Raw genomic sequence first — 18,999 nt, forward strand, 5'->3', positions numbered from 1 at the left:
GCCTCGCGGGGCAGGCCCGGGATGGCGCGCCGGTGGATCGCCCCGTCGGGCTATTCGAGGCGCATCATCATCTGCCGGACGCGGGCCTCCAGCAGCTGCATCCTGGCCTGCGTTTCGGCAAGGTCTTCGGTCAGCCGTGCGATCGCCGCCTCTGCGTGCGCATCGTCGGGGCCGGACAGTCCTGGCCCCTCTCCGGTCAGCAGCCAGGTCAGAGACACGCCGAGGATGCCGGAAAGGATGTGGACCTGGTTGGCGCGAGGCATCGCCGCGTCCTTCTCCCAGCCGTCGTAGGTCGCGGGCGCGACGCCCAGCGCGGCCGCGGCCGCCGCCTCGGTCAGACCCGCCGCCTCGCGCGCCGCAGCCAGGCGGTCACCGAAGGTGGCGATCGCATCGCTGAACCACAGTTCGGGATCTTCCGCGTTCATGGCTTCCCCCTGGGTCCGGTCGGCGCTTGATCCGTCGGGGGACGGCCGGACGGGCGGACCATGCCCGCCAGCAGGTCGCCGATCCGCACGATCCCCAGCGGCCTGCGGCGCGGGCCGACCACAAGGGCGCGCTCGGCCCCGGCGGCCAGCATCTCGCGCGCGGCCTCCTCGAGCACGAGGCGGTCGGGCAGGGCCAGGCGCGGCGCCTCCTCCGTCTCGGCCAGCGGCGTCGCCACGGCGGAGAGGCGGATCACGCGGGCGCGGTTCACCTCATGGACGAAGGCGGCAATGTAGTCGTTCGCGGGCCGCAGCACGATGTCCTGCCCGGTGCCCACCTGCTCCAGCCGACCATCGCGCAGGATCGCGATCCGGTCGCCCAGCCGCAGCGCCTCGTCGAGGTCGTGGGTGATGAAGACGATGGTGCGGTGCAGCTCCTCCTGCAGCTCCAGCAGGATCCTCTGCATGTCCAGCCGGATCAGCGGATCGAGCGCGGAAAAGGCTTCGTCCATCAGCAGGATCTCGGCGTCGGTGGCCAGCGCCCGCGCCAGCCCCACGCGCTGCTGCATCCCGCCCGAAAGCTGCGACGGATAGCTGTTCTCGTAGCCACCGAGGCCAACGCGCGCGATCCAGCGCCGCGCTGCCCTCTCGGCCTCGGCGCGCGGAACGCCGCGGATGTCGAGCCCGTAGCGCGTGTTCTCCAGCACCGTGCGATGCGGCAGGAGCGCGAACTTCTGGAACACCATCGCGGTGCGGCTGCGGCGGAAGCCGCGCAGCTCGGCCGCGCTCATGCGGCAGACATCGGTGCCGTCAAACAGGATCTCGCCCGCCGTGGGGGCGATCAGCCCGTTGATGTGGCGGATCAGCGTGGACTTGCCCGACCCGGACAGGCCCATGATGACGGTGATCCGCCCCGGCGGGATCGACAGCGAGATGTCGGTCAGGCCCAGCACATGGCCGTGGCGGCGGTTGAGGTCGGTCTTGGTCATCCCGGCCTTCACCGCGCCGATCCAGCGCGACGGGCTGGGGCCAAAAATCTTGTAGAGGCCGCGGATCTCCAGACCCGGGCGGGTGGCGACCTCGTCCTCGTCCTCGAGGGTCGGAACCGACTGGTCAGTCATGCGCCGCCCCCCGATACTGCTGGAGCCGCTGGCCGAAGGCCTGGCTCGTGCGGTCGAAGATGATCGCGATGGCGACGAGCGCGAAGCCGTTCAGGAAGCCGAGGGTGAAGAACTGGTTGTTGATCGCCTGCAGCACGTTCTTGCCAAGGCCCCCCACGCCGACCATCGAGGCCACGACGACCATCGAAAGCGCCATCATGATGGTCTGGTTGACCCCGGTCATCAGCGCCGGCAGCGCAAGCGGCAGTTGCACGTTCCAGAGCTTCTGCCGCCCGGACGATCCGAAGGCCTCGGCCGCCTCCAGCACCTGGGCATCGACAAGCCGGATCCCGAGGTTGGTCAGCCGGATCATCGGCGGCACGGCATAGATCACCACCGCGATCATGCCGGGCACCTTGCCGATGCCGAAGATCACCACCACCGGGATCAAGTAGACGAAGCTCGGCAGCGTCTGCATGACGTCGAGCACCGGGTTGATCACGCGCTGCATCCGGTCCGAGCGTGCGGCGGCGATGCCGATCGGCAGGCCGATGACCACGGCCATCGCGGTGCAGACCGACACCATCGCCAGCGTCACCATCGTGTCCCGCCACAGGCCGAACCAGCCGATGGCGAGCATCGCCACGGCCGTGCCCGCCACGATGCGCCAGCTGCGCGAGCCGGCCCAGACGATGGCCAGCACGAGGGCCAGCACCACGATCCAGGGCGTCGAGGTGAAGGCCCGCTCCAGCGCGTTCAGCGCGATCTGCAGGGGCGCCGTGGCCGCGTCGATGGCCCCGGACCAGCTGCGCACGATGTCGCGGAAGGTGCCGTCGATGGTCCTGCGCATCAGGAGGAGGCTCTTGCCGTCCATCGCGGGAAACTGGCAGAACGCGTCGGGCAAGCCCCAGCAGGCGGATGCCATCTCGGCTCCTTTCGTATCGGATCGGAAGGGGGCCGGGCCGGTCTTGGGGGCGGCCCGGCCGTCGGATCGCCCGGCTCAGAGCGCCGCGGCGACCCGGTCGGCGGCCTCGGCCGGAAGCCAGGCACGCCACAACTCGGGGTAGGTTTCGAGGAAGTGACGCGCCGCCTCCTCGTTCGTGGCCTGGTTCTCGTCCATCCAGGCCAGCACCTCGCCCACGGTGCCGTTGCTCCACCGGCGCGCGCCGACATAGTCCATGGCCACGCCGGCCTTCTCGGCAAAGGCGGGGGTGACGACGGTAAAGACCTCGGACACCGGATAGGCGTTCACCTTGGGCTCGGCGCAGTCGGGCACCGCGGTGCAGCTGTCCCATTCGGCCTTGTCGTGGGGCACCGAAAACGGCAGGCGCACCATGTCATACTTGCCGAGGATGGCCGTCGGCGCCCAGTAATAGCCGAACCAGCCGGCCCTGCGCTCGTACGCATTGGCGATCGAGCCGTCGAGCCCCGCCGACGAGCCGGTATCAACGAGCGTGAAGCCGCGGCTCTCGGCATCGAGCGCCCGGAAGAGGTTCTCGGTCGAGATCTGGCAGTTCCAGCCGGGCGGGCAGTTGTGGACGGCGCCGACCGAGGGATCCTCGGGCGCGGGAAACAGTTCGGGACGGGCGAGCGCCGCCTCGACGCTGTCGATCTCGGGATGGGCCTCGGCCAGATAGCGCGGGATCCACCAGCCCTCGATGCCGCCTTCCTCGAGGATGGGCGCCGCGATCACCAGACGGCCCTCCTCCACGGCGGCGTCGAGCGGTGCGCGCACCGCGTTCACCCACATCTCGGGCGCCATGTCCGGCTCGCCCTTCTCGTTCATCGAGGTGAAGGTCGGCATCGTGTCGCCGGTGACCAGCTCCACGTCGCAGCCGAAGGCTTCCTCGAGGATGATCCGGTCCACCTGCGCCGCCACCCCGGCCGAGGCCCAGTTCATCTCGGCGATGCTGATCCGGCCGCACGTCTCCTGCGCCCAAGCCGGAGCGGCGAGGGCGGCAAGCGACGCGGCAAGCCAGGCGGAAGCGATGCGCTTCGTCATGGGCTTTCTCCTGTCTGCGGCGCATTCGTGACGAAGACCGGCGCGCCGCTGTCACCGGAGATCCGTTTGATTGTCCGGGCCCGAAGGGAAAGCACCAGGGAGGCGCAGGGCCACATGCCATACCGACCGCAAGGCAGCCGATGAGCCGGCGCGCAGGGCGCGCAGGTCGATCGAAACCGACACGGATGTCGTAATTGAAACATGCAGCTTCTGCAACCGCTTGCCAGAAGCTGCTTCAATAGGTCGCCTGTGCAAGATTTCGGCGACCTGACGGCGGCGCTTTGTCCCCACCCGCTCCGGCACCGCCCCTCTGGCGGCAGACGGTGCGGAACGCGACTGGATGATCGACGTGCTAGCGGGGGATGACGCTCAGGCTGCCATCGGTCTCGAGCACGACGGAGCGCGCGCCAGCCGGATCGTCCATGCCGCTCTGCCGCAGCGCCGCAAGCACCTCGTCGCGGGTCACGCGCTGGCGCTTCAGGGCCTGGTCCAGGAAGCAGCCGTCGTGCAGCAGCAGCGTCGGCTCGCTCTTGACCAGCGCCTGCACGGCCGGAACCCGGACGGCGAGCCAGGTTATGGCGTATTGCAGGCAGATCAGCAGCGCCAGCGCCGCGACCCCTTCGGCCAGCGGCACCGACCGGTTGAGCAGAACCGTCGCCAGAGTGGAGCCAAGCGCGACCGTCACGACGAAATCGAACGCGTTCATCTTGCTCAGGGTGCGCTTGCCGGAGGCCCGCAGCATCGCGATGAGCAAGCCGTAGGCGGCAATTCCGACCACAACGGTCCGCGCAAGCCCCGCCCAGCTGTCGAAGAAGATCGGTTCGTTCATCCTTGCACTCCCGCTGTTCACCGCAAGAACAACCCGCTTCTGCGGGCAATGATCCCGACGGCTCCGGTGCGGCCGCCGTCTGCCGGGCCACGGTGGCCGCGGGGATGTGGAGCACCGATGGGAACGGGGCGCATCAGGATGGCCGTGCCACCGGGGTGAAAGGCAGCGACCGGAAACCTTGTGGCAGACCCGGCCGTTGTTCCCCCGGAACGGGGCGCCAGCCCTCCTGCGCAGCGGCCCTCGGGCCGGGCGGAGGGCGCGAGACGAAAGGGCCCTTCAATGTCGTACCTGCGCTTCGCCCTGATGATCCTGACCTCGACCGTCGTGATGTTCGGGCTGATGTATCTGAACACCTATGCCTGGGAGCATGTCTTCTTCTCGGAGACCCGCGCCTGGATGGCGTTGCTCATGGGCGCCACGATGGCGGTCATCATGCTGGGCTTCATGTCGGGGATGTACCGCAACCGCACCGCGAACCTGGCGATCCTCGCGCGCGCGCGTTTGCTCGCAGCGAAGAGGATGACTCGATCCTCTGGGCGAGCCCGGAGAGCCGGGCGGCGATGAAGCTCAACGGCATCCTCATTGCGCTCGATAAGAGGCCGCAGGAGACCGGGACCGCCACCTACGCCGCGCCCGGTGTGACGATGACCCTGCGCCTGCTCGGCGACGAGGCAGGCTGGCGCGGCACCGCCGACCTCATCTTCGCTCTGGAGGACGGGCCGACGGCGGGCGCTCGGGCTGGTTCGTCTCCACGATCCGGGCCGCTTCGTCCCGGGGAACACCGCCCTGCTGTTCACGGTAGTCCCGCACCACAAGCCGACACTCCTCGATTTGCCACCTGATCCTCGGACATGGGCGGCTCGGTCTGACCCTGCGCGAACGCGGGGGCTACCGCTCGGGGTGCTCGCCGAGAGCAGCCAGTTGGGCCACCTCAAGCCTGAGCCGGTCCAGGTCCTGATGCATCTTCATCGCCTGTGCCGCGCGAGCCAGCGATTCCCGCGACAGAAGCCGGGCGGCGGCACCAAACAGGCGGGGATCGTGCGCGGCCAGCGTGGCCAGGGCTTTCTGCAGCCGGATCTGCACCTCCAGCTGGCCGGCTCCGTCGCGCGCGATCCAGCGGAAGGCGTCCTCCATCACATCCGCAGCCGCCAGCGGCACGACATGCAGACGCGGGTGACGCACCTCGGGAGTTGCCTGCAATTTGTCACTCCAGTAGGCCAGCACGCGCACGGCCGTGCCGATGACGCCGATCGCGGTGCCCGGATCATTGACCCCCGGCGAGAGCGCGCGAGACGCGATCTCCGACAGGGCGATCAGCCCGTAGCGCGGATCGGTCTCGAACCTCCGCTCCGGGCCGATCGTGAGGGTAGCCAGAAGCGCGTCGGCTGTCTCTTCGTCGAACGGTTCGGCGGCGCGAAGCACCGGCCGCTTCGGATCGACATAGGCGCCCGGCCGCACCAGAAGGTGCAGGGACAGGCGCCGGTCCTCGACGAGAGCTGCGAGCCGTTCGCCATCGACGGCCTGCACATGACCAAAGCCGCGCGGGAAGAGGTCGAAGCCGCCGCGATCCGCACTGTCCTTGCGAACGCCGCCGAAGAAGGGATCGCGGGCATGCGCAGCCAGCGCCTCCTTCACCGTCTCTTCCAGCAGGTCCGTCACCTCCGAGACGTCGCCGAGACCGGTCAGCCGGCCGATCCAGCGGATCAGGGCGAGGATGACCGCCAGGATCACGACGCAGGAGGCGAGGAACAGAACCACCCGCGAAGCGTCGTTGTAATATTCGGTCGAGAGGCCGACGAGGCCCACGATCGCAAAGATGAAGCCTCCGATGAAGGTCGAGATCGCGTTCTGCGCCGTCCGGTCCTTCATGAGCAGGGGCCGGGCCCGCGGCGTGGCCGCGCCGGCGGCCGCCTGCATCGACGAGGCCATGATCCCGAGCGAGAAGATCGCCACCGCCAGAAGCGTGTTGGCCAGGGCGTCGAGAAGATCATAGACCCCGTCGAGGCCGATGAGCTCCACAAGCTCGGGCGGAATGAACGGCGCGATGACCGGAGCCAGCAGCAGGACCGTGACGGCGACAATGGCATAGAGGGCCGGCGTGAACCACAGCGACTGACGCGCCTGGGCAAAGAGGCCTGCGGCGCGGCTCAGGAAGGCGGCCTTACCCATGATCAGCGTCGGTCGCTCGCGGTGCGGTGACCCGGTTGATCCGGGGGCCTTGCCGGAGCCGACCCTTCACGAGCGGGAGGGTCCAATCACTGCGCGTCGCCATGGGCTGCTCCGAAGGTTCCTGCCATGTCAACGGCAGGCCGGGCATGAGGTTCCTGCACAAGATCCGGGCGCGGAAGCGCCGGCTCAATGTCTCAGGGGCAGGGTGGCGGGACGCAAGCCCCTGAACCCGCGGCGGCCTCAGCCGCCGTCCTGCAGCCACGGGCCGGAACGCCCTCGGCCGGGGTGAGCACGGGCGCGCCGATGGTCACCCGTCCGGCGATGTGGCGGTCAGCCGAAGATCCTCCTCGCGCGCCTCGAGCACAAAGGCCGCCTGTTCCTCCTCGTCGAGCCCCGGCAGCATGAGATGCGCGGTCAGGGCGCCATCGGCGACGGCCGCATCCAGCGCGAGCAACTCGCCGCGCCTGAAGGCGGTGACGGTGACCTCCTGGCCTGCCCGCAGCCCCGAAACCTCGATCTGGAACCGGCCTGGGGACGTCCGCGTGACAAGCATGGTCGCGCCGTGCGCCGACGGCTGGTCTATGGCGTACCTGAGGCTCTGGCCGAACTCCGTCCCGGCAAGATGATCCGCGGCAGCATCGCCAGCCTCGGCTGCGACGGCACCGGCCTCGCGCGCGGTGTCTTCCAGAACCTCACCCGCCTGCACCAGAAGGCTGCCTTCGGTATCGTCATTGCGACCGGGAATGGCGACCGCGCCCGCATCGTGCAGCTCCGCCTCGCTGCTTGCGCCATTCGCCCGCAGGATCGCGTCCGCTGTCACGCCGCAGCGCGCGGCCAGATCGTCAAGACTGTCCGCTGTCGCGAAGGGCACGGCGGCCGGGCACTCCTGCGCGATGGACGCTCCGCCAGGACAGGCACAAAGCCAGAGGACAGTTGCAATACGTTGGATCATGATCTTCCGCTCCCGCTGGTTCCGCCGGGGATGCGGCGCGTCCCCTTCCCCAAGGTCCTGGTCCTCCGACGGGGTAACCTGCACCCTGTTCCAGAGCCCCTTGCCAGACCGCCGTCCCATTCGCGGGCTCGCGCATCCGCAAGGCCCGCCGGGAATGGATCGGCGGCAGTGGTGCTGGCCCGCCCAAGTTCATCAGCAAAGTCGCTAAGCATTTGACATCGTTCAGGCCGATTCGCCGAAAATGTGACAACACGAGCGGTGTCAGGCCGGTTTTGGCAGGCTCAGGGCGTGAAAGAGGTCGAGTTGCTCCGGGGTGGTTTTGCTCAGGCCGTGGAAGCTGCGCTTGCCGGCGTGGGCGGTGTGCTTCTGGATGCGGGCGAGGAGATCGAGCGCGGTGCGGGGGCTCGCCGCATGGCCCTTCGCCTTCAGCCGCATGCGCATGACGCGGTAGAGGACGAGCGCCAGGAAGCAGATCAGCGCGTGGGCGCGGATGCGCTCGGGCAGCCGGTGGTGGACCGGGGCGATCTCGATATCGGACTTCAGCACCCGGAAGCCGCGCTCGATGTCGGCCAGCGCATTGGTCAGCAGCGCGAGCTTGCCGTCGAAGAGTTCCGCTTCCGCAATGGCGGCCCCGTCCAGCGACCAGCTGAAGCGGTCGGCGGTGAAGTCGGCCTTGAGGAAGCGCGTCAGTTCGGCCTCGGCGACCGCGCGGGTGAACCGGCTGCAGGCACCGCGGTCGGAGGCCCGGCGGCCTCGGTCGGTCGCCCCGTCCGGCCCCGGATCCTCCACTGGAGGATCCGCCGCTGCGCGGTCCGGTCCGAACTCCTGCGCATCCCGCTTGCCAGTCATGCGCTCGGCCATGACCTCCAGTTCGGCGATGTGGGCGCGGCGTTTCTCGGCTGCTCGGCCGCGCGCAGCGGATCGTGCGCCACGATCAGGCGGTGGCCCGCGAAGCCGGCCTCGGCCAGGCCCGCCTCGTCGAACGCGAGGCCCCGGAAGGTCTCGACCAGCTCGCCGTAGCGGCGGGCGGGGACGGCCTGGATCCAAGGCGATAAACCCGAGGTTTTGGTGGCCATGGCCTGCAGGATTTCATAGGATTCGGCGCGGAACCCTGCAATTTTGGCCCGTCGCATGAAGCATCGTCCCCGTCCTCCCGAGCAGAACGACCTCTTCCGGCCGCGCCTCGTCGACATGATCGACATACGTCACGAGTTGGTCACGCTGGCGGGGCTGATCGACTGGGAGTTCTTCGAGCGCGAATGGGCCGGGTTCTTCCCGTCCACGACCGGACGGCCGGCGACCTCGCCGCGGCTGGTCGCGGGGCTGCTCTACCTGCAGCACGCGTTCCGGCTCTCGGACGAAGCCGTGGTCGCCCGCTGGGTCGAGAACCCCTACTTTCAGCATTTCACCGGCGAGACCTTCTTTCAGCATCGCCCGCCGATCGACCCGACCTCGCTCATTCGGTGGCGGAAGCGGATCGGTGAGGAAGGCGTGGAGTGGCTGCTGACAAAGACCATCGAGGCTGGTCGCAAGTCCGGCGCCGTCGATGACACGAGCCTCGACGAGATCGCCGTCGACACCACCGTCATGGAAAAGAACATCGCGCACCCGACCGACTCCCGGCTCTACGACCGGGCGCGGGCACAGCTGGTGGATCTGGCGCAGGAGGCCGGCATCGAGTTGCGCCAGAGCTACGCGCGCCTGGCGCCGCGGCTGGCGGCGCAGGTCGGCCGCTATGCTCATGCGAAGCAGTTCCGGCGCATGCGCAAGGCATTGAGAACGCTCAAGGGCTATACCGGCCGCGTGATGCGGGACATCCGGCGGCAGCTCGACGAGATCCCCGAGGGGCCGCTGCGCGAGCGGGTTCTGGACAAGCTCGTGCTGGTCTCGCGGCTGCTCCACCAGCGGCCGAAGGACCCGGGCAAGATCTATTCGCTCCATGAGCCCGAGGTCGACTGCATCTCGAAGGGCAAGGCCCGCGTCCGCTACGAGTTCGGCACCAAGGTCAGCATCGCCACCACGCTGAAGGGCGGCTTCGTGGTGGGCGCGCGCTCGCTGCCGGGCAATCCTTACGACGGCCACACTCTCGGCGAGGCGCTGGAGCAGGTGGCGATCCTCACCGGCCACCCGGCCAAACGCGCTGTCGTCGACCGCGGATACAAGGGCCACGGCGTCCAGCACACCCAGGTGCTGATCAGCGGCACCCGCCGCGGGCTGGCCCCGGCGCTGGCAAAGGCGCTGCGTCGGCGCAGCAGCATCGAACCCGAGATCGGCCACATGAAGACCGACGGAAGGCTGTCGCGCTGCTTCCTCAAAGGCGTCATTGGTGACGCCCTCTTCGCCGTCCTCTGCGGATGCGGTCACAACATCCGCAAGATCCTCGCCCATCTGAGGAAGCTTCTTGCCGCCGTCATTACCCTCGTTCTGGCGATGATCCGGCAGGAGCGCGCTCGCGGCTACAGTCACGCGGCCGCCTGATCGCGTTGTTCAGGCTGAACTCGGTAAACATCTGTTTTCGGGGTAGCGACAAAAGGTCGATAGATACATACATATCTAATCTCTTGCGTAATGGGGCTACGCGACGATTGCTACGGTAGCCGCGCGCACCCCGGCTGCTACGGCTACGATTGCCACGATCACCCATAACGCACTGTTTTTGCTGCAAAAAACGCGGCTACGATTGTAGCAAATCGCTGTGTTAACGCGGCTACGATCTGCTACGATTCCCCGGCTTGGGGTTGTCCAGCCCCGAAAAGGGCAACCGCAGGGTGCCTTTCTCGGTCCAAAAGGTCGAACGTCAAAGGGTGCATATGCCAGCCACCGAGGGGCAAGCCCTTGAATGGCATCGCATTTGCCGTGTGGTCATACCCCGCGCCTAGCCCTGTCCTAGCCTTAGCCTCGCTTCCGCAATTGCGAGGCTGGCACAACGAACGGTCGCCACTGTTCAGGCGTGAGGCCATAACCTACGACGAAAGGGGTGTCCGATGGTGCTGCCAAGCCTACTTGAACGGCCTGCGCCCAGCTAAGGGCCATGGCGACATAGGTATGGTTCCCGTCAACGATCTCGTCGCCTAGCCCCTCGGGGTGCTCGCACACAAGGATCGGCTTCGGGATTTGATTGATGGTGTAGCCCATCACCCTGTCTTGCGTGACCGTGCCGCCCTCCACCAGCCATTTCACATGCTCAGCGACAATCTGCATCTTCTGCGGCTCGATGTGCTTCTCAGCCCATTCACGCATTCGCCCAACATCAAGGTGGACCTCTTTGTCTCCCAGATTAGTCGTCGTGAAAATCTCCCGGCGGATCGTCGCCAGCACCTTCGGCTTGCCCCTGTTCGCCTTGCGTCGCTCCTGTCGGTTCATTGCCTCACCTCAACCCATCTTGAGCGGACCAAACATCCCAGATTGAACCATCGCCATATACACATGCTTCATCGCGAGAGCCGTCTCTTGGCCGACGAACAAAGACGACCGGCCCCCATGCGGTTCGCCCAGCAAATAGGGGCGCATAGTCTCCCAAGTCTCAGCCCGCTCCGACCAGCGCCAGCATGGCAACTCTTGCTCTAGCATCAGCGGAACCGCCAGACGCTTTGGTATCAGATGCCCAAGGTCCAGACCGTCGTGCCACTCACATTTGACAAGGGTTGCAGTAGTTCCAGAATTGTAGAACTCGATCTCTAGCTCTTCGGCAGTAATGCTGGCGCAGTGATGATACGGCAGCTTTGAAACGGACTCGATCACCTTGCTTGCTTTGCCGCTGCCTTGATACGGGCAGGTGATGAATCCGTGCGCGAAATAGACGGTGTGGTCCAATCCCTCGTATCCGCTTCGCGTGTTCGGCGTCGTTTCTGGATTGCGACCATCGTGATTGGCAACCAATGGGTGCCACGTGGGATACCCTTCAACAACTGGGCCCAACTGGTCAACAATATCCAAGAGAGCAGCTTCCGCCTTCTGGCGATGCGCCGGATCGAATGTTCTAGGGATCAGGTAGTTCCTAGCTCGCTCGTAGCCGTTATTCGCAGCCTCATCAGCCCTGAATGCCACATCGCCCTCCATGATTTTCCGCCGACACGCATCATACATAGATCACACGCATGATATGTCAATACTATGCGCGAAAATATTAAAAAATGCGCGACACCGCTCGCTGTAGAGCGTCAACCTTCTTGGCCGTGACCGACAACCAGGATGGCCGGTTTTGACCGCTGCGGTCGTTGGTGTTACTCGGCGCTGATCTCCCTAAGCTTGTCGTTGATGTTGTCGGTGGCTTCGACGCCGATGTTGTCGCTGGAGGCTGTCGGCGCAGCGACAGGCTCGGAGGATCGGCGTCGTGCGGCGGCGCGGCGGCGGAAGCTCTCGCCGTTCATCTCGAGGATGGTGGCGTGGTGAACCAGCCGGTCGATGGCGGCGACGGTCATGGCCTGATCGGGGAAGACGCGGTTCCAGGCGCTGAACGGCTGGTTGGCGGCGATGGCGAGGCTTCGCGTCTCGTAGCGCCGGGCGATGAGCTCGAAGAGCACCGAGCTCTCGGCCTGGTCCTTCTGGGCGTAGGTGATGTCGTCGAGAATGATCAGGTCGAACTTGTCGAGCTTCGCGAGTGCGGCCTCGAGGACCAGATCGCGGCGGGCGGCCTGCAGCCTCTGCACGATGTCGGTGGTGGGGGTGTAGAGGACGCGCTTGCCGGCCTCGACGAGAGCATGGCCGATGGCACAGAGAACGTGGCTCTTGCCGGCGCCCGAGTTGCCGATGGCGATGAGATTGGCGCCGGTCTCAACCCAATCCCCGGCGGCCAGCGCCTCGATGCGGGCCCGGGTCACGCCGGGCAGTGCCTTGAAGTCGAGCGTTGCCAGCGTCTTGCCGCCGGGGAGTTCGGACTGCTGCAGATGGCGCTGGATGCGGCGGGCATCGCGATCGGCGAGCTCGACCTCGGCCAAAGCTGCGAGGAAGCGCGACGCGGGCCAGCCCTCGGCGTCGGCGCGGTCTGCGAGCATCGTCCAGTGGCGCTGGATGCTGGGCAGGCGGAGAGCCGTGAGCATGGCGGGCAACGCATGCACATCGACGGGGCGCGGGGCAGCGGCGGTCATGCGCGCGCCTCCAGCAGTTCGTCGAAGCGGGCGAGATCGGTGAGGTTGACGGGCGTGTCGTCGGGCAGCTCGCGCCGGCGCGGCTCCAGCTTACTCCTTAGCGCATGGGCTTCGGGCAATTCGCCATGACCGAGGGTCTGGGCAATCAGCGCGGCCAGTTCAGCCTCACAGCCCTCCTCATGGGCGAGCCACAGCAGATCGACCATGCGACGGCAGGCGTCGCGACGCGGCAAGGCGGCGGACAACGCGACCCAGGCCTCGGCGTATTCCGATCGCGGGAACAGGCCGTCGCGGTAAACGGAACCGGCCAGCGCCTGCGGCTTGCGGCGCAGGGCGTGGATGACATGGCGATAGTTGACGCAGTGGACGCGGGTGCCGTCATCGCGGCCGCGACGGCGGGGGTGCGTGACGACAGGGGTCGCTCCGAGAAAGGCCTCGATCCGGTCGTCGTAGACATGGACCCGTTTCGCCGGAGGCGAACCTCCGGTTCGACCGCTTGCCGATCAGTTGGGAGGGCGCCGAGTAGAAGACCTGGTGGACCAGGAAGCCCCCGGTCTTCGTGACCCGCGCGACCACCTCGGTGAAGTCGGTGGTGCGCCGGGCCGGCAGCGGCCTGAGCGCCGCCATCTCAATGCGCACCGCGGACTCGCGCCGGCGGTTGCGTCGAGCAACCAGTTCATCGACGAAGCGGCGCCAGCTGGCGAGATCGGCGAAGTCGCGGGAGCCGCGCAGGATCAGGGCCTGATCAAGGGCGACCTTCAGGTGGTTGTTGTGGGCCTCGACAGATCCATTCTCGTGCGCCTCGCCCGGATTGTTGCGGCTGGCGAGCATGCCGTAGTGGGCGCAGAAGGCGTCATAGCGCTTGGTGACGTCCGCCGCGGCCTCGGCATCGAGGTTCCGATAAGCTGCGGACAGGCTGTCGGTGCGATGCTCGCCAGGCACTCCGCCAAGGGTCCAGAGCGCGTTCTGGAGGTTCTCGGCCAGCGCCGGGAAGCTCTCGCCGCCCAGCACCACGGCGGCATGTTCCCAGCCGCTGTAGGCCAGGACGAAGTGGTAGAGGCGCTGCTCAAGCGGCTGCCCCGCGATCGTCACGCAGAGTTCGTTCGCATCGGTGAAGTCCGACAGCGCCATCCGGCCGGGTTCCGGCGTCTGGCGGAAGATCACGTCGCGCTCGGGTCCGTTCAGGGCACGCCAGTCGCGGACGCGCCGCTCGAGCGTCCGGCGCACGCGGTCGTCGGGGAAGGCCTCCGGATCGCTCGTCTGAAGGTGCCGCAACAGGGTGACGGCCTGAACGGCTGGATCACGCGCGAGGATCGGCAGCAGCACCGGTTCCCACACCGCCTCGAGCGGGTCGGGCACGGTGCGGCCCCGGGGGGCCGGACGTTGCGATGGAAGGCGCGGATCGGCATCGATGCGGCGGGCGGTGCGTTCGCTGAAGCCGGCGCGGGCGGCGGCGACACGCTGGCTGTGCTGGAGACGGTCGGTCATGTAGACTCTCACTTGCTGGTCGGTGACGGGTTTGCCCGGCACGGTCGGATCTCCGTTTGGTAGCAGAGACCTCGACCCTACCGGCCCGCAGCGGCCAGCACCTACCCTTCTCCCCCGAAACGAGGGCCAGCCGCTGGGTTCAGCCTCCGGGACGGGCTACGCCCGTCCTCCGGCTGAACCCAGCGGCCAACTTGCCTGACGGTTTCGGCCAACTTGGTTGTCGCTCATCAGCTCGCGCATGGTTCCGCTCAGAACGCGGGGCAGAGTAACACCCCGCCCGGCCGCAATGCCGATCTAGCCGAGCGCTGCGGGCGGTTGCCCCCTATGGGGCGAGCAGGCGTTTGTGAGAGTTGGCTCGCAGCTCGGGACCGACCTTCAGACCCAGAATATGGGGCGCGCGGCAGCTAAGTTACTGATCGCATTGCGGACTTTCGCAGGGATCAGTTACCCTTGCAGCACATAGCAAGCCTTATCAGGGTGGATCAGAGAAAATGGCAGTCGATCTTGGAATGGGTGTGGACACGCGGATCACCGCTTCGCTCCACCCGCAAAGCGTTGCGTCGCTGGACGAATATGATTCCGAAACGGAAGGTGAACTGCAACAGGTCGTGCAGGCGTTCACTTCGGTCTATGAGGGTATCGGCAAGGTGCTGGACGTGCGCGACGTTGCTGCTGGCAACACCGCGTGGAACGAGGACATGCGGACGATCAAGGTCCAGGAGATGGCGGATCGTGCGTTCGCCAAGTTCGCGCCGCAGCTCGACAAGGTTTACCACAACATGCGGGCCGGGGCTGAGTTGATTGAAAAGCAGCTCTCCGCCCCAATGGAAGCGCGCGCCGCACACACCATCAGCACGCAGATCCGCGACCATGTGAAGGGTCTGGCAGAGCGGCAGGGCACCAGCACGGCAGACAAGCGCCCCGGCCAAAGCGCCCTTGGGTTCGTGCAAGCTGCCATCCAGAAGGGTGACGAGCTTACAGTTTCCGCCGTTTTGGGAGCCCCGGCATATTTGTCAGGCTTGACCGACGAAATGCAGGCCGTGCTGCGCCGCCTGTGGAACGAGAAGGCCAACCCCACCGCCAGCAAGCGTCTGCGGGCCATGCGTGCCGCGATGGACCTGATCCAAGACCGTGCGCCGCTGATCCACAAGGAAATGGAGCGGGTCGTCGGCAAGTCGCCCGCCTACGCCAAGATGCTCCGCGACAAGCACAACGCCGCTGAGAAGGCCCTCGGGGGCATCTGAACCTCGGGATTTGATAAGCAAGGGTCTTCGGATGAATGAAGTAGTTCAGCAGCCTGCTTGGATGGAAGGGTTCGTGCCGGGTAAGAACCCCGGCAACCCGAACTGGAAGAAGGGTGTGAGCGGCAACCCCGCGGGCAGGCCAAAGGGTGCCGCTGCCAGCAAGCGTGAACGCATCGCGCGGGCATTGAACGATGACGGCCCGGACGTGGTGCGTGTGGTCATCGACAGGGCGCTTGAGGGTGACATGACCGCCGCTGGGCTGGTGTTGTCCCGCCTCATGCCGCCCGTCAAGGCGCAGTCCGAACCCGTCCAGTTCAGCCTCGACCCCGAACTGCCTATCGGCAAGCAGATCGAGGCCGTGCTTGGCGCGGTAGCGGCTGGCGAGGTGCCGCCCGATGTGGGGCAGCAGATCATCGCAATGATCGGCACGCTGAGCAACGTCCGCAAGAACGAAGAACTGGAACAGCGCATCATCCAGCTTGAAGCGAAGGAGGTGAACTGAATGTCAGTCATCAAGACCGAGCGGAACCATGTCTATGCCTACGAGCCGTTGCCCGAGGACAGCTTTGTGCTGACCTACCTGCGCGGCCCGACCGAACGGCACCTGCTCAGCACGCGGGGCATCGACGCCTATCAGGCGGCGGTGGATTGGGCTGTGGGGATTGCCGACCAGATGGCGCACCCCCTCGTCCTCGTGCCCATCACCTTTGCCGAATACGCTGCGGCGAACAGTGAGCGGATGGAAAGCTGGCTGGCGCAACTGGACGACCAGCAACGGGGCAGGCTGCGCCGTGAAGCTGTCGCCGCGATGCTGGAAGTGATGCGCGACTGCCCGGACCCCGAGGTGCGGGCCGACGCAATGAACGTCCTCAAGACAATGAAGGTGATCTGACATGAAAGCTGATGAAGACGATCTGCGCGGCCAAGCGAAGCGCAACCGCGAGAACGAAGCGCAACGCGACGCACTGGACGCCATCCAGAAGCGCCGTGAGGAAGATGCGCTGGTGTCCGAGGTGCGCGGCGAGATGGAGTTTGCCCGGTGCCTCGGTGCAGCCCCGTCGCTGGTGGCAGCGTTCGAGAAGCTGAAAGGTGAAGGCCGTGGCTAAGGGTGACCACAGCAAGCCGCAGCCCAGCGTCAAGCAGGTGGCGCGTGCCGTGGACCGCGTGTTCGCGGCACAGGAGCAGCGCGAGGCAGAGGCGCGGCTTCTGGTGCAGATGCAGCGCACCATCAAGGCCCTGCGCCCCCGTTGGCTCAAGGGCGAGGGGCGTGCCTGATGGCGGGTGTGCGCGGCATGTTGCAGCGGGTTGCTAAGCTGGAGGCTGCTCGCACCTCGAAGCCATCGCCCATCGAAGCCATCTACGGGTCGGTTGATGCGTTCGCGGCTGAGTGCATGGCCGGGGTTGAGGCGGGCAAGCTGTGTCCGGTTGACATGCCTGTGGTCATCGAATGCCTCCGGCGGTGGCACCGCGACGGAGACTATGGCGTGCGCCACACGGTCGGCAACGGAGTATGGAACCGCGCATGATATACGATTCCTCGGGCTAGGGGTGGCTCGGGGTTACGGCGCCAGCGGAGCCCATGACGCTGGTGACGGAGCGCCCTCGCGCCAATCGGTGCGGGGGCGCTTTTATCACCTACCCTATCTCGTTGAATGAATGCGCCTAACATGGCAGAGATAGCGGGCGGCGCAGCCAATTCTGCCCGTGGGGCGTGGAATCCCCTTGATGCGTAGCTCGGTCGAATTTTCGGCCGGGTGACCGTTGCGTATGTCCAAGCACTCGCTAAAGGCAGCGGTGCCTCGGGCTACGCACGAGGATTCCAACACCCGGCTTTGATCCGGGCAGCCTCTCACTGAGTTAGAGGCTGCGCTATGTCTGAGCAGAACGATCCGCCGATACGGCACCAGATGACGGGCAATTCCGGGCTGAACTATGCCGCGTGGCAGCTCTCACGCCGGGGCTGGCGCATCATGCCGACGATACGGAATGCGAGGGGGTCCGATCTAATCGTCACCGATGCGGACGAGACGCATTTCTTCGGGGTCCAGTCCAAGGCGCTGAGCAAGCGACACGCCGTGCCCTTAGGCACCGACCTTCGCAGTCTGCGGTCTGATTGGTGGATCATTACCGTTCATGCGAACAGCGATACCCCTGCCTGCTATGTTCTGCGGCTCGAGGATGTTCGTGCCCTTGCGACCCAGGACCGGAATGGCGGTCGCTGGTGGCTTGAACCGCGGGCATATGACCGGGACGAGTTTCGTGAGGCATGGCACCGGCTGGTGCTGGACCCGCCGCAGTCGGTGCCTGCGGGCGGCTAGTTGCGCGCTAGTTCGCTTGCCGCAATGCAAAACAGCACCCCGAGGAGTGCCGTGTAATGTGCTGTTAATGCTGCAATTTTTTGGTTGCGGGGGCAGGATTTGAACCTGCGGCCTTCAGGTTATGAGCCTGACGAGCTACCGGGCTGCTCCACCCCGCGGCCGTTTTGCGTCGTTTGTATTTTGACGCGGTTGATTTTGATCGTTCTGGAGATTTTCGTTTCTTATCAGGTCTGGCGGCGACCTACTCTCCCACGTCTTGAGACGCAGTACCATTGGCGCGACGGCACTTAACGGCCGAGTTCGGGATGGGATCGGGTGTTTTGCTCGTGCTATGGCCACCAGACCGGAGAAGAAACGACAACACCAGGCTTATGCTTGTTCCAGGTCGTGCTGCTTCTGATCTGGGGTAGAGCGGAGGCTTTTTGAGCCTTGCTGTTACCGGTTCAGATCAAGCCAATCGGGCAATTAGTACCAGTCAGCTGAACGCATTGCTGCGCTTACACCTCTGGCCTATCGACGTGGTGGTCTTCCACGGCCCTCAAGGGAGACCTTGTTTTGAAGGGGGCTTCCCGCTTAGATGCCTTCAGCGGTTATCCTGTCCGAACATAGCTACCCAGCACTGCCGTTGGCACGACAACTGGTCCACCAGTGGTTCGTTCACCCCGGTCCTCTCGTACTAGGGGCAACTCTTCTCAAGTCTCCTACACCCACGGCAGATAGGGACCGAACTGTCTCACGACGTTCTAAACCCAGCTCACGTACCTCTTTAAATGGCGAACAGCCATACCCTTGGGACCTGCTCCAGCCCCAGGATGAGATGAGCCGACATCGAGGTGCCAAACGATGCCGTCGATATGGACTCTTGGGCATCATCAGCCTGTTATCCCCAGAGTACCTTTTATCCGTTGAGCGATGGCCCTTCCACTCGGGACCACCGGATCACTATGGCCGACTTTCGTCTCTGCTCGACTTGTCAGTCTTGCAGTCAGGCGGGCTTCTGCCATTGCACTCGACGACCGATTTCCGACCGGTCTGAGCCCACCATCGCGCGCCTCCGTTACTGTTTGGGAGGCGACCGCCCCAGTCAAACTACCCACCACGCAGGGTCCCGGATCCAGGTAATGGACCGCGGTTAGACATCAAGAATGCGAAGGGTGGTATCTCAAGGTTGGCTCCACGGGAACTGGCGTCCCCGTTTCGATGCCTACCACCTATCCTGCACATCACATTCCTGATGCCAGTGCGAAGCTATAGTAAAGGTTCATGGGGTCTTTCCGTCTAACCGCGGGAAGTGTGCATCTTGACACACAGTTCAATTTCGCTGAGTCCACATCAGAGACAGCGGGGAGATCGTTACGCCATTCGTGCAGGTCGGAACTTACCCGACA

The 18,999-nt window shown here is 65.7% G+C and carries 20 protein-coding genes, 1 tRNA gene, 2 rRNA genes and 2 pseudogenes (1 of these 25 cut by a window edge); 10 read left to right on the forward strand and 15 right to left on the reverse strand.

The window, feature by feature from the left end; translation table 11 throughout:
- Positions 1-50 precede the first annotated feature (50 nt).
- The 5 genes from LV780_RS13795 to LV780_RS13815 form a co-directional block, all read right to left on the reverse strand.
- A complete protein-coding gene (locus LV780_RS13795) occupies positions 51-425 on the reverse strand; it encodes a helix-turn-helix domain-containing protein (RefSeq protein WP_108222029.1) in 375 nt (124 codons plus the stop codon).
- A complete protein-coding gene (locus tag LV780_RS13800) occupies positions 422-1,543 on the reverse strand; it encodes a quaternary amine ABC transporter ATP-binding protein (protein WP_108222031.1) in 1,122 nt (373 codons plus the stop codon). Before LV780_RS13800 ends, LV780_RS13795 begins: the two co-directional genes overlap by 4 nt.
- Positions 1,536-2,447, reverse strand: coding sequence for an ABC transporter permease (locus LV780_RS13805; protein ID WP_101340208.1), 912 nt, complete (start codon positions 2,445-2,447; stop codon positions 1,536-1,538). The genes LV780_RS13800 and LV780_RS13805 overlap by 8 nt, the downstream gene beginning before the upstream one ends.
- 75 nt (positions 2,448-2,522) lie before the next feature.
- On the reverse strand, positions 2,523-3,524 hold the full coding sequence (locus LV780_RS13810) for an ABC transporter substrate-binding protein (RefSeq protein ID WP_108222033.1): 1,002 nt from the start codon (positions 3,522-3,524) through the stop codon (positions 2,523-2,525).
- 352 nt (positions 3,525-3,876) lie between these two features.
- On the reverse strand, positions 3,877-4,353 hold the full coding sequence (locus LV780_RS13815; protein WP_108222035.1) for a DUF421 domain-containing protein: 477 nt from the start codon (positions 4,351-4,353) through the stop codon (positions 3,877-3,879).
- Positions 4,354-4,632: 279 nt separating this feature from the next.
- Here LV780_RS13815 and LV780_RS13820 point away from each other — a divergent pair, with 279 nt between their 5' ends.
- Positions 4,633-4,917 carry a hypothetical protein gene (locus LV780_RS13820; protein ID WP_233863830.1) on the forward strand — a complete coding sequence of 95 codons (285 nt, stop codon included), beginning with the start codon at positions 4,633-4,635 and terminating at the stop codon, positions 4,915-4,917.
- Entirely contained in the window at positions 4,914-5,195 is a 282-nt protein-coding gene (locus tag LV780_RS13825; protein ID WP_181318541.1) for a hypothetical protein, read from the forward strand. The genes LV780_RS13820 and LV780_RS13825 overlap by 4 nt, the downstream gene beginning before the upstream one ends.
- A gap of 46 nt (positions 5,196-5,241) precedes the next feature.
- Here LV780_RS13825 and LV780_RS13830 read toward each other — a convergent pair whose 3' ends face one another.
- The 3 genes and pseudogenes from LV780_RS13830 to LV780_RS13840 all read right to left on the reverse strand — a co-directional run.
- Positions 5,242-6,522, reverse strand: coding sequence for a DUF2254 domain-containing protein (locus LV780_RS13830; protein WP_117345037.1), 1,281 nt, complete (start codon positions 6,520-6,522; stop codon positions 5,242-5,244).
- Between the two features lie 307 nt (positions 6,523-6,829).
- Positions 6,830-7,393 carry a LysM peptidoglycan-binding domain-containing protein gene (locus tag LV780_RS13835; RefSeq protein ID WP_117345038.1) on the reverse strand — a complete coding sequence of 188 codons (564 nt, stop codon included), beginning with the start codon at positions 7,391-7,393 and terminating at the stop codon, positions 6,830-6,832.
- A 342-nt stretch (positions 7,394-7,735) separates the two neighbouring features.
- Positions 7,736-8,559 (reverse strand): annotated as a pseudogene (locus LV780_RS13840) (IS1634 family transposase); the annotation flags it as partial.
- 46 nt (positions 8,560-8,605) lie between these two features.
- Between LV780_RS13840 and LV780_RS13845 the strand changes: the two are divergent.
- A complete protein-coding gene (locus LV780_RS13845; protein ID WP_108222040.1) occupies positions 8,606-9,952 on the forward strand; it encodes an IS5 family transposase in 1,347 nt (448 codons plus the stop codon).
- 414 nt (positions 9,953-10,366) lie between these two features.
- Here the strand turns inward: LV780_RS13845 and LV780_RS13850 are convergent, their stop codons facing one another.
- The 4 genes and pseudogenes from LV780_RS13850 to istA form a co-directional block, all read right to left on the reverse strand.
- A complete protein-coding gene (locus LV780_RS13850; RefSeq protein ID WP_108222042.1) occupies positions 10,367-10,837 on the reverse strand; it encodes a hypothetical protein in 471 nt (156 codons plus the stop codon).
- A 9-nt stretch (positions 10,838-10,846) separates the two neighbouring features.
- Positions 10,847-11,533, reverse strand: a complete 687-nt coding sequence (locus LV780_RS13855) for a hypothetical protein (protein ID WP_233863832.1) — start codon at positions 11,531-11,533, stop codon at positions 10,847-10,849.
- 164 nt (positions 11,534-11,697) lie between these two features.
- Positions 11,698-12,561 carry an IS21-like element helper ATPase IstB gene (gene istB, locus LV780_RS13860; protein ID WP_101339570.1) on the reverse strand — a complete coding sequence of 288 codons (864 nt, stop codon included), beginning with the start codon at positions 12,559-12,561 and terminating at the stop codon, positions 11,698-11,700.
- Positions 12,558-14,091, reverse strand: a pseudogene (istA, locus tag LV780_RS13865) (IS21 family transposase). The gene istB and the pseudogene istA overlap by 4 nt, the downstream one beginning before the upstream one ends.
- A 449-nt stretch (positions 14,092-14,540) precedes the next feature.
- Between istA and LV780_RS13870 the strand changes: the two are divergent.
- The 7 genes from LV780_RS13870 to LV780_RS13900 all read left to right on the forward strand — a co-directional run bounded on the left by LV780_RS13870 (position 14,541) and on the right by LV780_RS13900 (position 17,611).
- Positions 14,541-15,293, forward strand: a complete 753-nt coding sequence (locus LV780_RS13870) for a hypothetical protein (protein WP_108222784.1) — start codon at positions 14,541-14,543, stop codon at positions 15,291-15,293.
- Between the two features lie 61 nt (positions 15,294-15,354).
- Positions 15,355-15,795: a DUF5681 domain-containing protein gene (locus LV780_RS13875; RefSeq protein WP_108222785.1), complete on the forward strand. Its 441-nt coding sequence runs from the start codon at positions 15,355-15,357 to the stop codon at positions 15,793-15,795.
- A complete protein-coding gene (locus LV780_RS13880) occupies positions 15,796-16,185 on the forward strand; it encodes a hypothetical protein (protein WP_108222786.1) in 390 nt (129 codons plus the stop codon).
- Between the two features lies 1 nt (position 16,186).
- Positions 16,187-16,399, forward strand: coding sequence for a hypothetical protein (locus LV780_RS13885; RefSeq protein WP_108222787.1), 213 nt, complete (start codon positions 16,187-16,189; stop codon positions 16,397-16,399).
- Positions 16,392-16,568, forward strand: a complete 177-nt coding sequence (locus tag LV780_RS13890; RefSeq protein ID WP_181318601.1) for a hypothetical protein — start codon at positions 16,392-16,394, stop codon at positions 16,566-16,568. Before LV780_RS13885 ends, LV780_RS13890 begins: the two co-directional genes overlap by 8 nt.
- The gene (locus LV780_RS13895) at positions 16,568-16,819 is read left to right on the forward strand and encodes a hypothetical protein (RefSeq protein ID WP_108222788.1); all 252 of its coding nucleotides are present in this window, start codon (positions 16,568-16,570) and stop codon (positions 16,817-16,819) included. Before LV780_RS13890 ends, LV780_RS13895 begins: the two co-directional genes overlap by 1 nt.
- Before the next feature lie 345 nt (positions 16,820-17,164).
- Complete coding sequence (locus LV780_RS13900) at positions 17,165-17,611, forward strand: hypothetical protein (protein ID WP_108222789.1); 447 nt, start codon at positions 17,165-17,167, stop codon at positions 17,609-17,611.
- 81 nt (positions 17,612-17,692) lie between these two features.
- Here the strand turns inward: LV780_RS13900 and LV780_RS13905 are convergent.
- From LV780_RS13905 to LV780_RS13915, 3 genes are all read right to left on the reverse strand, one after another.
- A tRNA-Met gene (locus tag LV780_RS13905) sits at positions 17,693-17,769 on the reverse strand.
- Positions 17,770-17,839: 70 nt separating this feature from the next.
- Positions 17,840-17,954, reverse strand: a 5S ribosomal RNA gene (rrf, locus tag LV780_RS13910).
- 101 nt (positions 17,955-18,055) lie between these two features.
- Positions 18,056-18,999, reverse strand: a 23S ribosomal RNA gene (locus tag LV780_RS13915) (it continues 1,977 nt past the right edge of the window).

Origin of the sequence: Cereibacter azotoformans (genome assembly GCF_021391315.1) — a bacterium.
Lineage (GTDB): Bacteria > Pseudomonadota > Alphaproteobacteria > Rhodobacterales > Rhodobacteraceae > Cereibacter_A > Cereibacter_A azotoformans.

Excerpts from the sequence above, each read along its gene's own strand:
- LV780_RS13795 (WP_108222029.1), bottom strand. The coding sequence starts at position 425 with ATGAACGCGGAAGATCCCGAACTGTGGTTCAGCGATGCGATCGCCACC.
- LV780_RS13800 (WP_108222031.1), bottom strand. The coding sequence starts at position 1,543 with ATGACTGACCAGTCGGTTCCGACCCTCGAGGACGAGGACGAGGTCGCC.
- LV780_RS13805 (WP_101340208.1), bottom strand. The coding sequence starts at position 2,447 with ATGGCATCCGCCTGCTGGGGCTTGCCCGACGCGTTCTGCCAGTTTCCC.
- LV780_RS13810 (WP_108222033.1), bottom strand. The coding sequence starts at position 3,524 with ATGACGAAGCGCATCGCTTCCGCCTGGCTTGCCGCGTCGCTTGCCGCC.
- LV780_RS13815 (WP_108222035.1), bottom strand. The coding sequence starts at position 4,353 with ATGAACGAACCGATCTTCTTCGACAGCTGGGCGGGGCTTGCGCGGACC.
- LV780_RS13820 (WP_233863830.1), top strand. The coding sequence starts at position 4,633 with ATGTCGTACCTGCGCTTCGCCCTGATGATCCTGACCTCGACCGTCGTG.
- LV780_RS13825 (WP_181318541.1), top strand. The coding sequence starts at position 4,914 with ATGAAGCTCAACGGCATCCTCATTGCGCTCGATAAGAGGCCGCAGGAG.
- LV780_RS13830 (WP_117345037.1), bottom strand. The coding sequence starts at position 6,522 with ATGGGTAAGGCCGCCTTCCTGAGCCGCGCCGCAGGCCTCTTTGCCCAG.
- LV780_RS13845 (WP_108222040.1), top strand. The coding sequence starts at position 8,606 with ATGAAGCATCGTCCCCGTCCTCCCGAGCAGAACGACCTCTTCCGGCCG.
- LV780_RS13850 (WP_108222042.1), bottom strand. The coding sequence starts at position 10,837 with ATGAACCGACAGGAGCGACGCAAGGCGAACAGGGGCAAGCCGAAGGTG.
- LV780_RS13855 (WP_233863832.1), bottom strand. The coding sequence starts at position 11,533 with ATGGAGGGCGATGTGGCATTCAGGGCTGATGAGGCTGCGAATAACGGC.
- istB (WP_101339570.1), bottom strand. The coding sequence starts at position 12,561 with ATGACCGCCGCTGCCCCGCGCCCCGTCGATGTGCATGCGTTGCCCGCC.
- LV780_RS13870 (WP_108222784.1), top strand. The coding sequence starts at position 14,541 with ATGGCAGTCGATCTTGGAATGGGTGTGGACACGCGGATCACCGCTTCG.
- LV780_RS13875 (WP_108222785.1), top strand. The coding sequence starts at position 15,355 with ATGGAAGGGTTCGTGCCGGGTAAGAACCCCGGCAACCCGAACTGGAAG.
- LV780_RS13880 (WP_108222786.1), top strand. The coding sequence starts at position 15,796 with ATGTCAGTCATCAAGACCGAGCGGAACCATGTCTATGCCTACGAGCCG.
- LV780_RS13885 (WP_108222787.1), top strand. The coding sequence starts at position 16,187 with ATGAAAGCTGATGAAGACGATCTGCGCGGCCAAGCGAAGCGCAACCGC.
- LV780_RS13895 (WP_108222788.1), top strand. The coding sequence starts at position 16,568 with ATGGCGGGTGTGCGCGGCATGTTGCAGCGGGTTGCTAAGCTGGAGGCT.
- LV780_RS13900 (WP_108222789.1), top strand. The coding sequence starts at position 17,165 with ATGTCTGAGCAGAACGATCCGCCGATACGGCACCAGATGACGGGCAAT.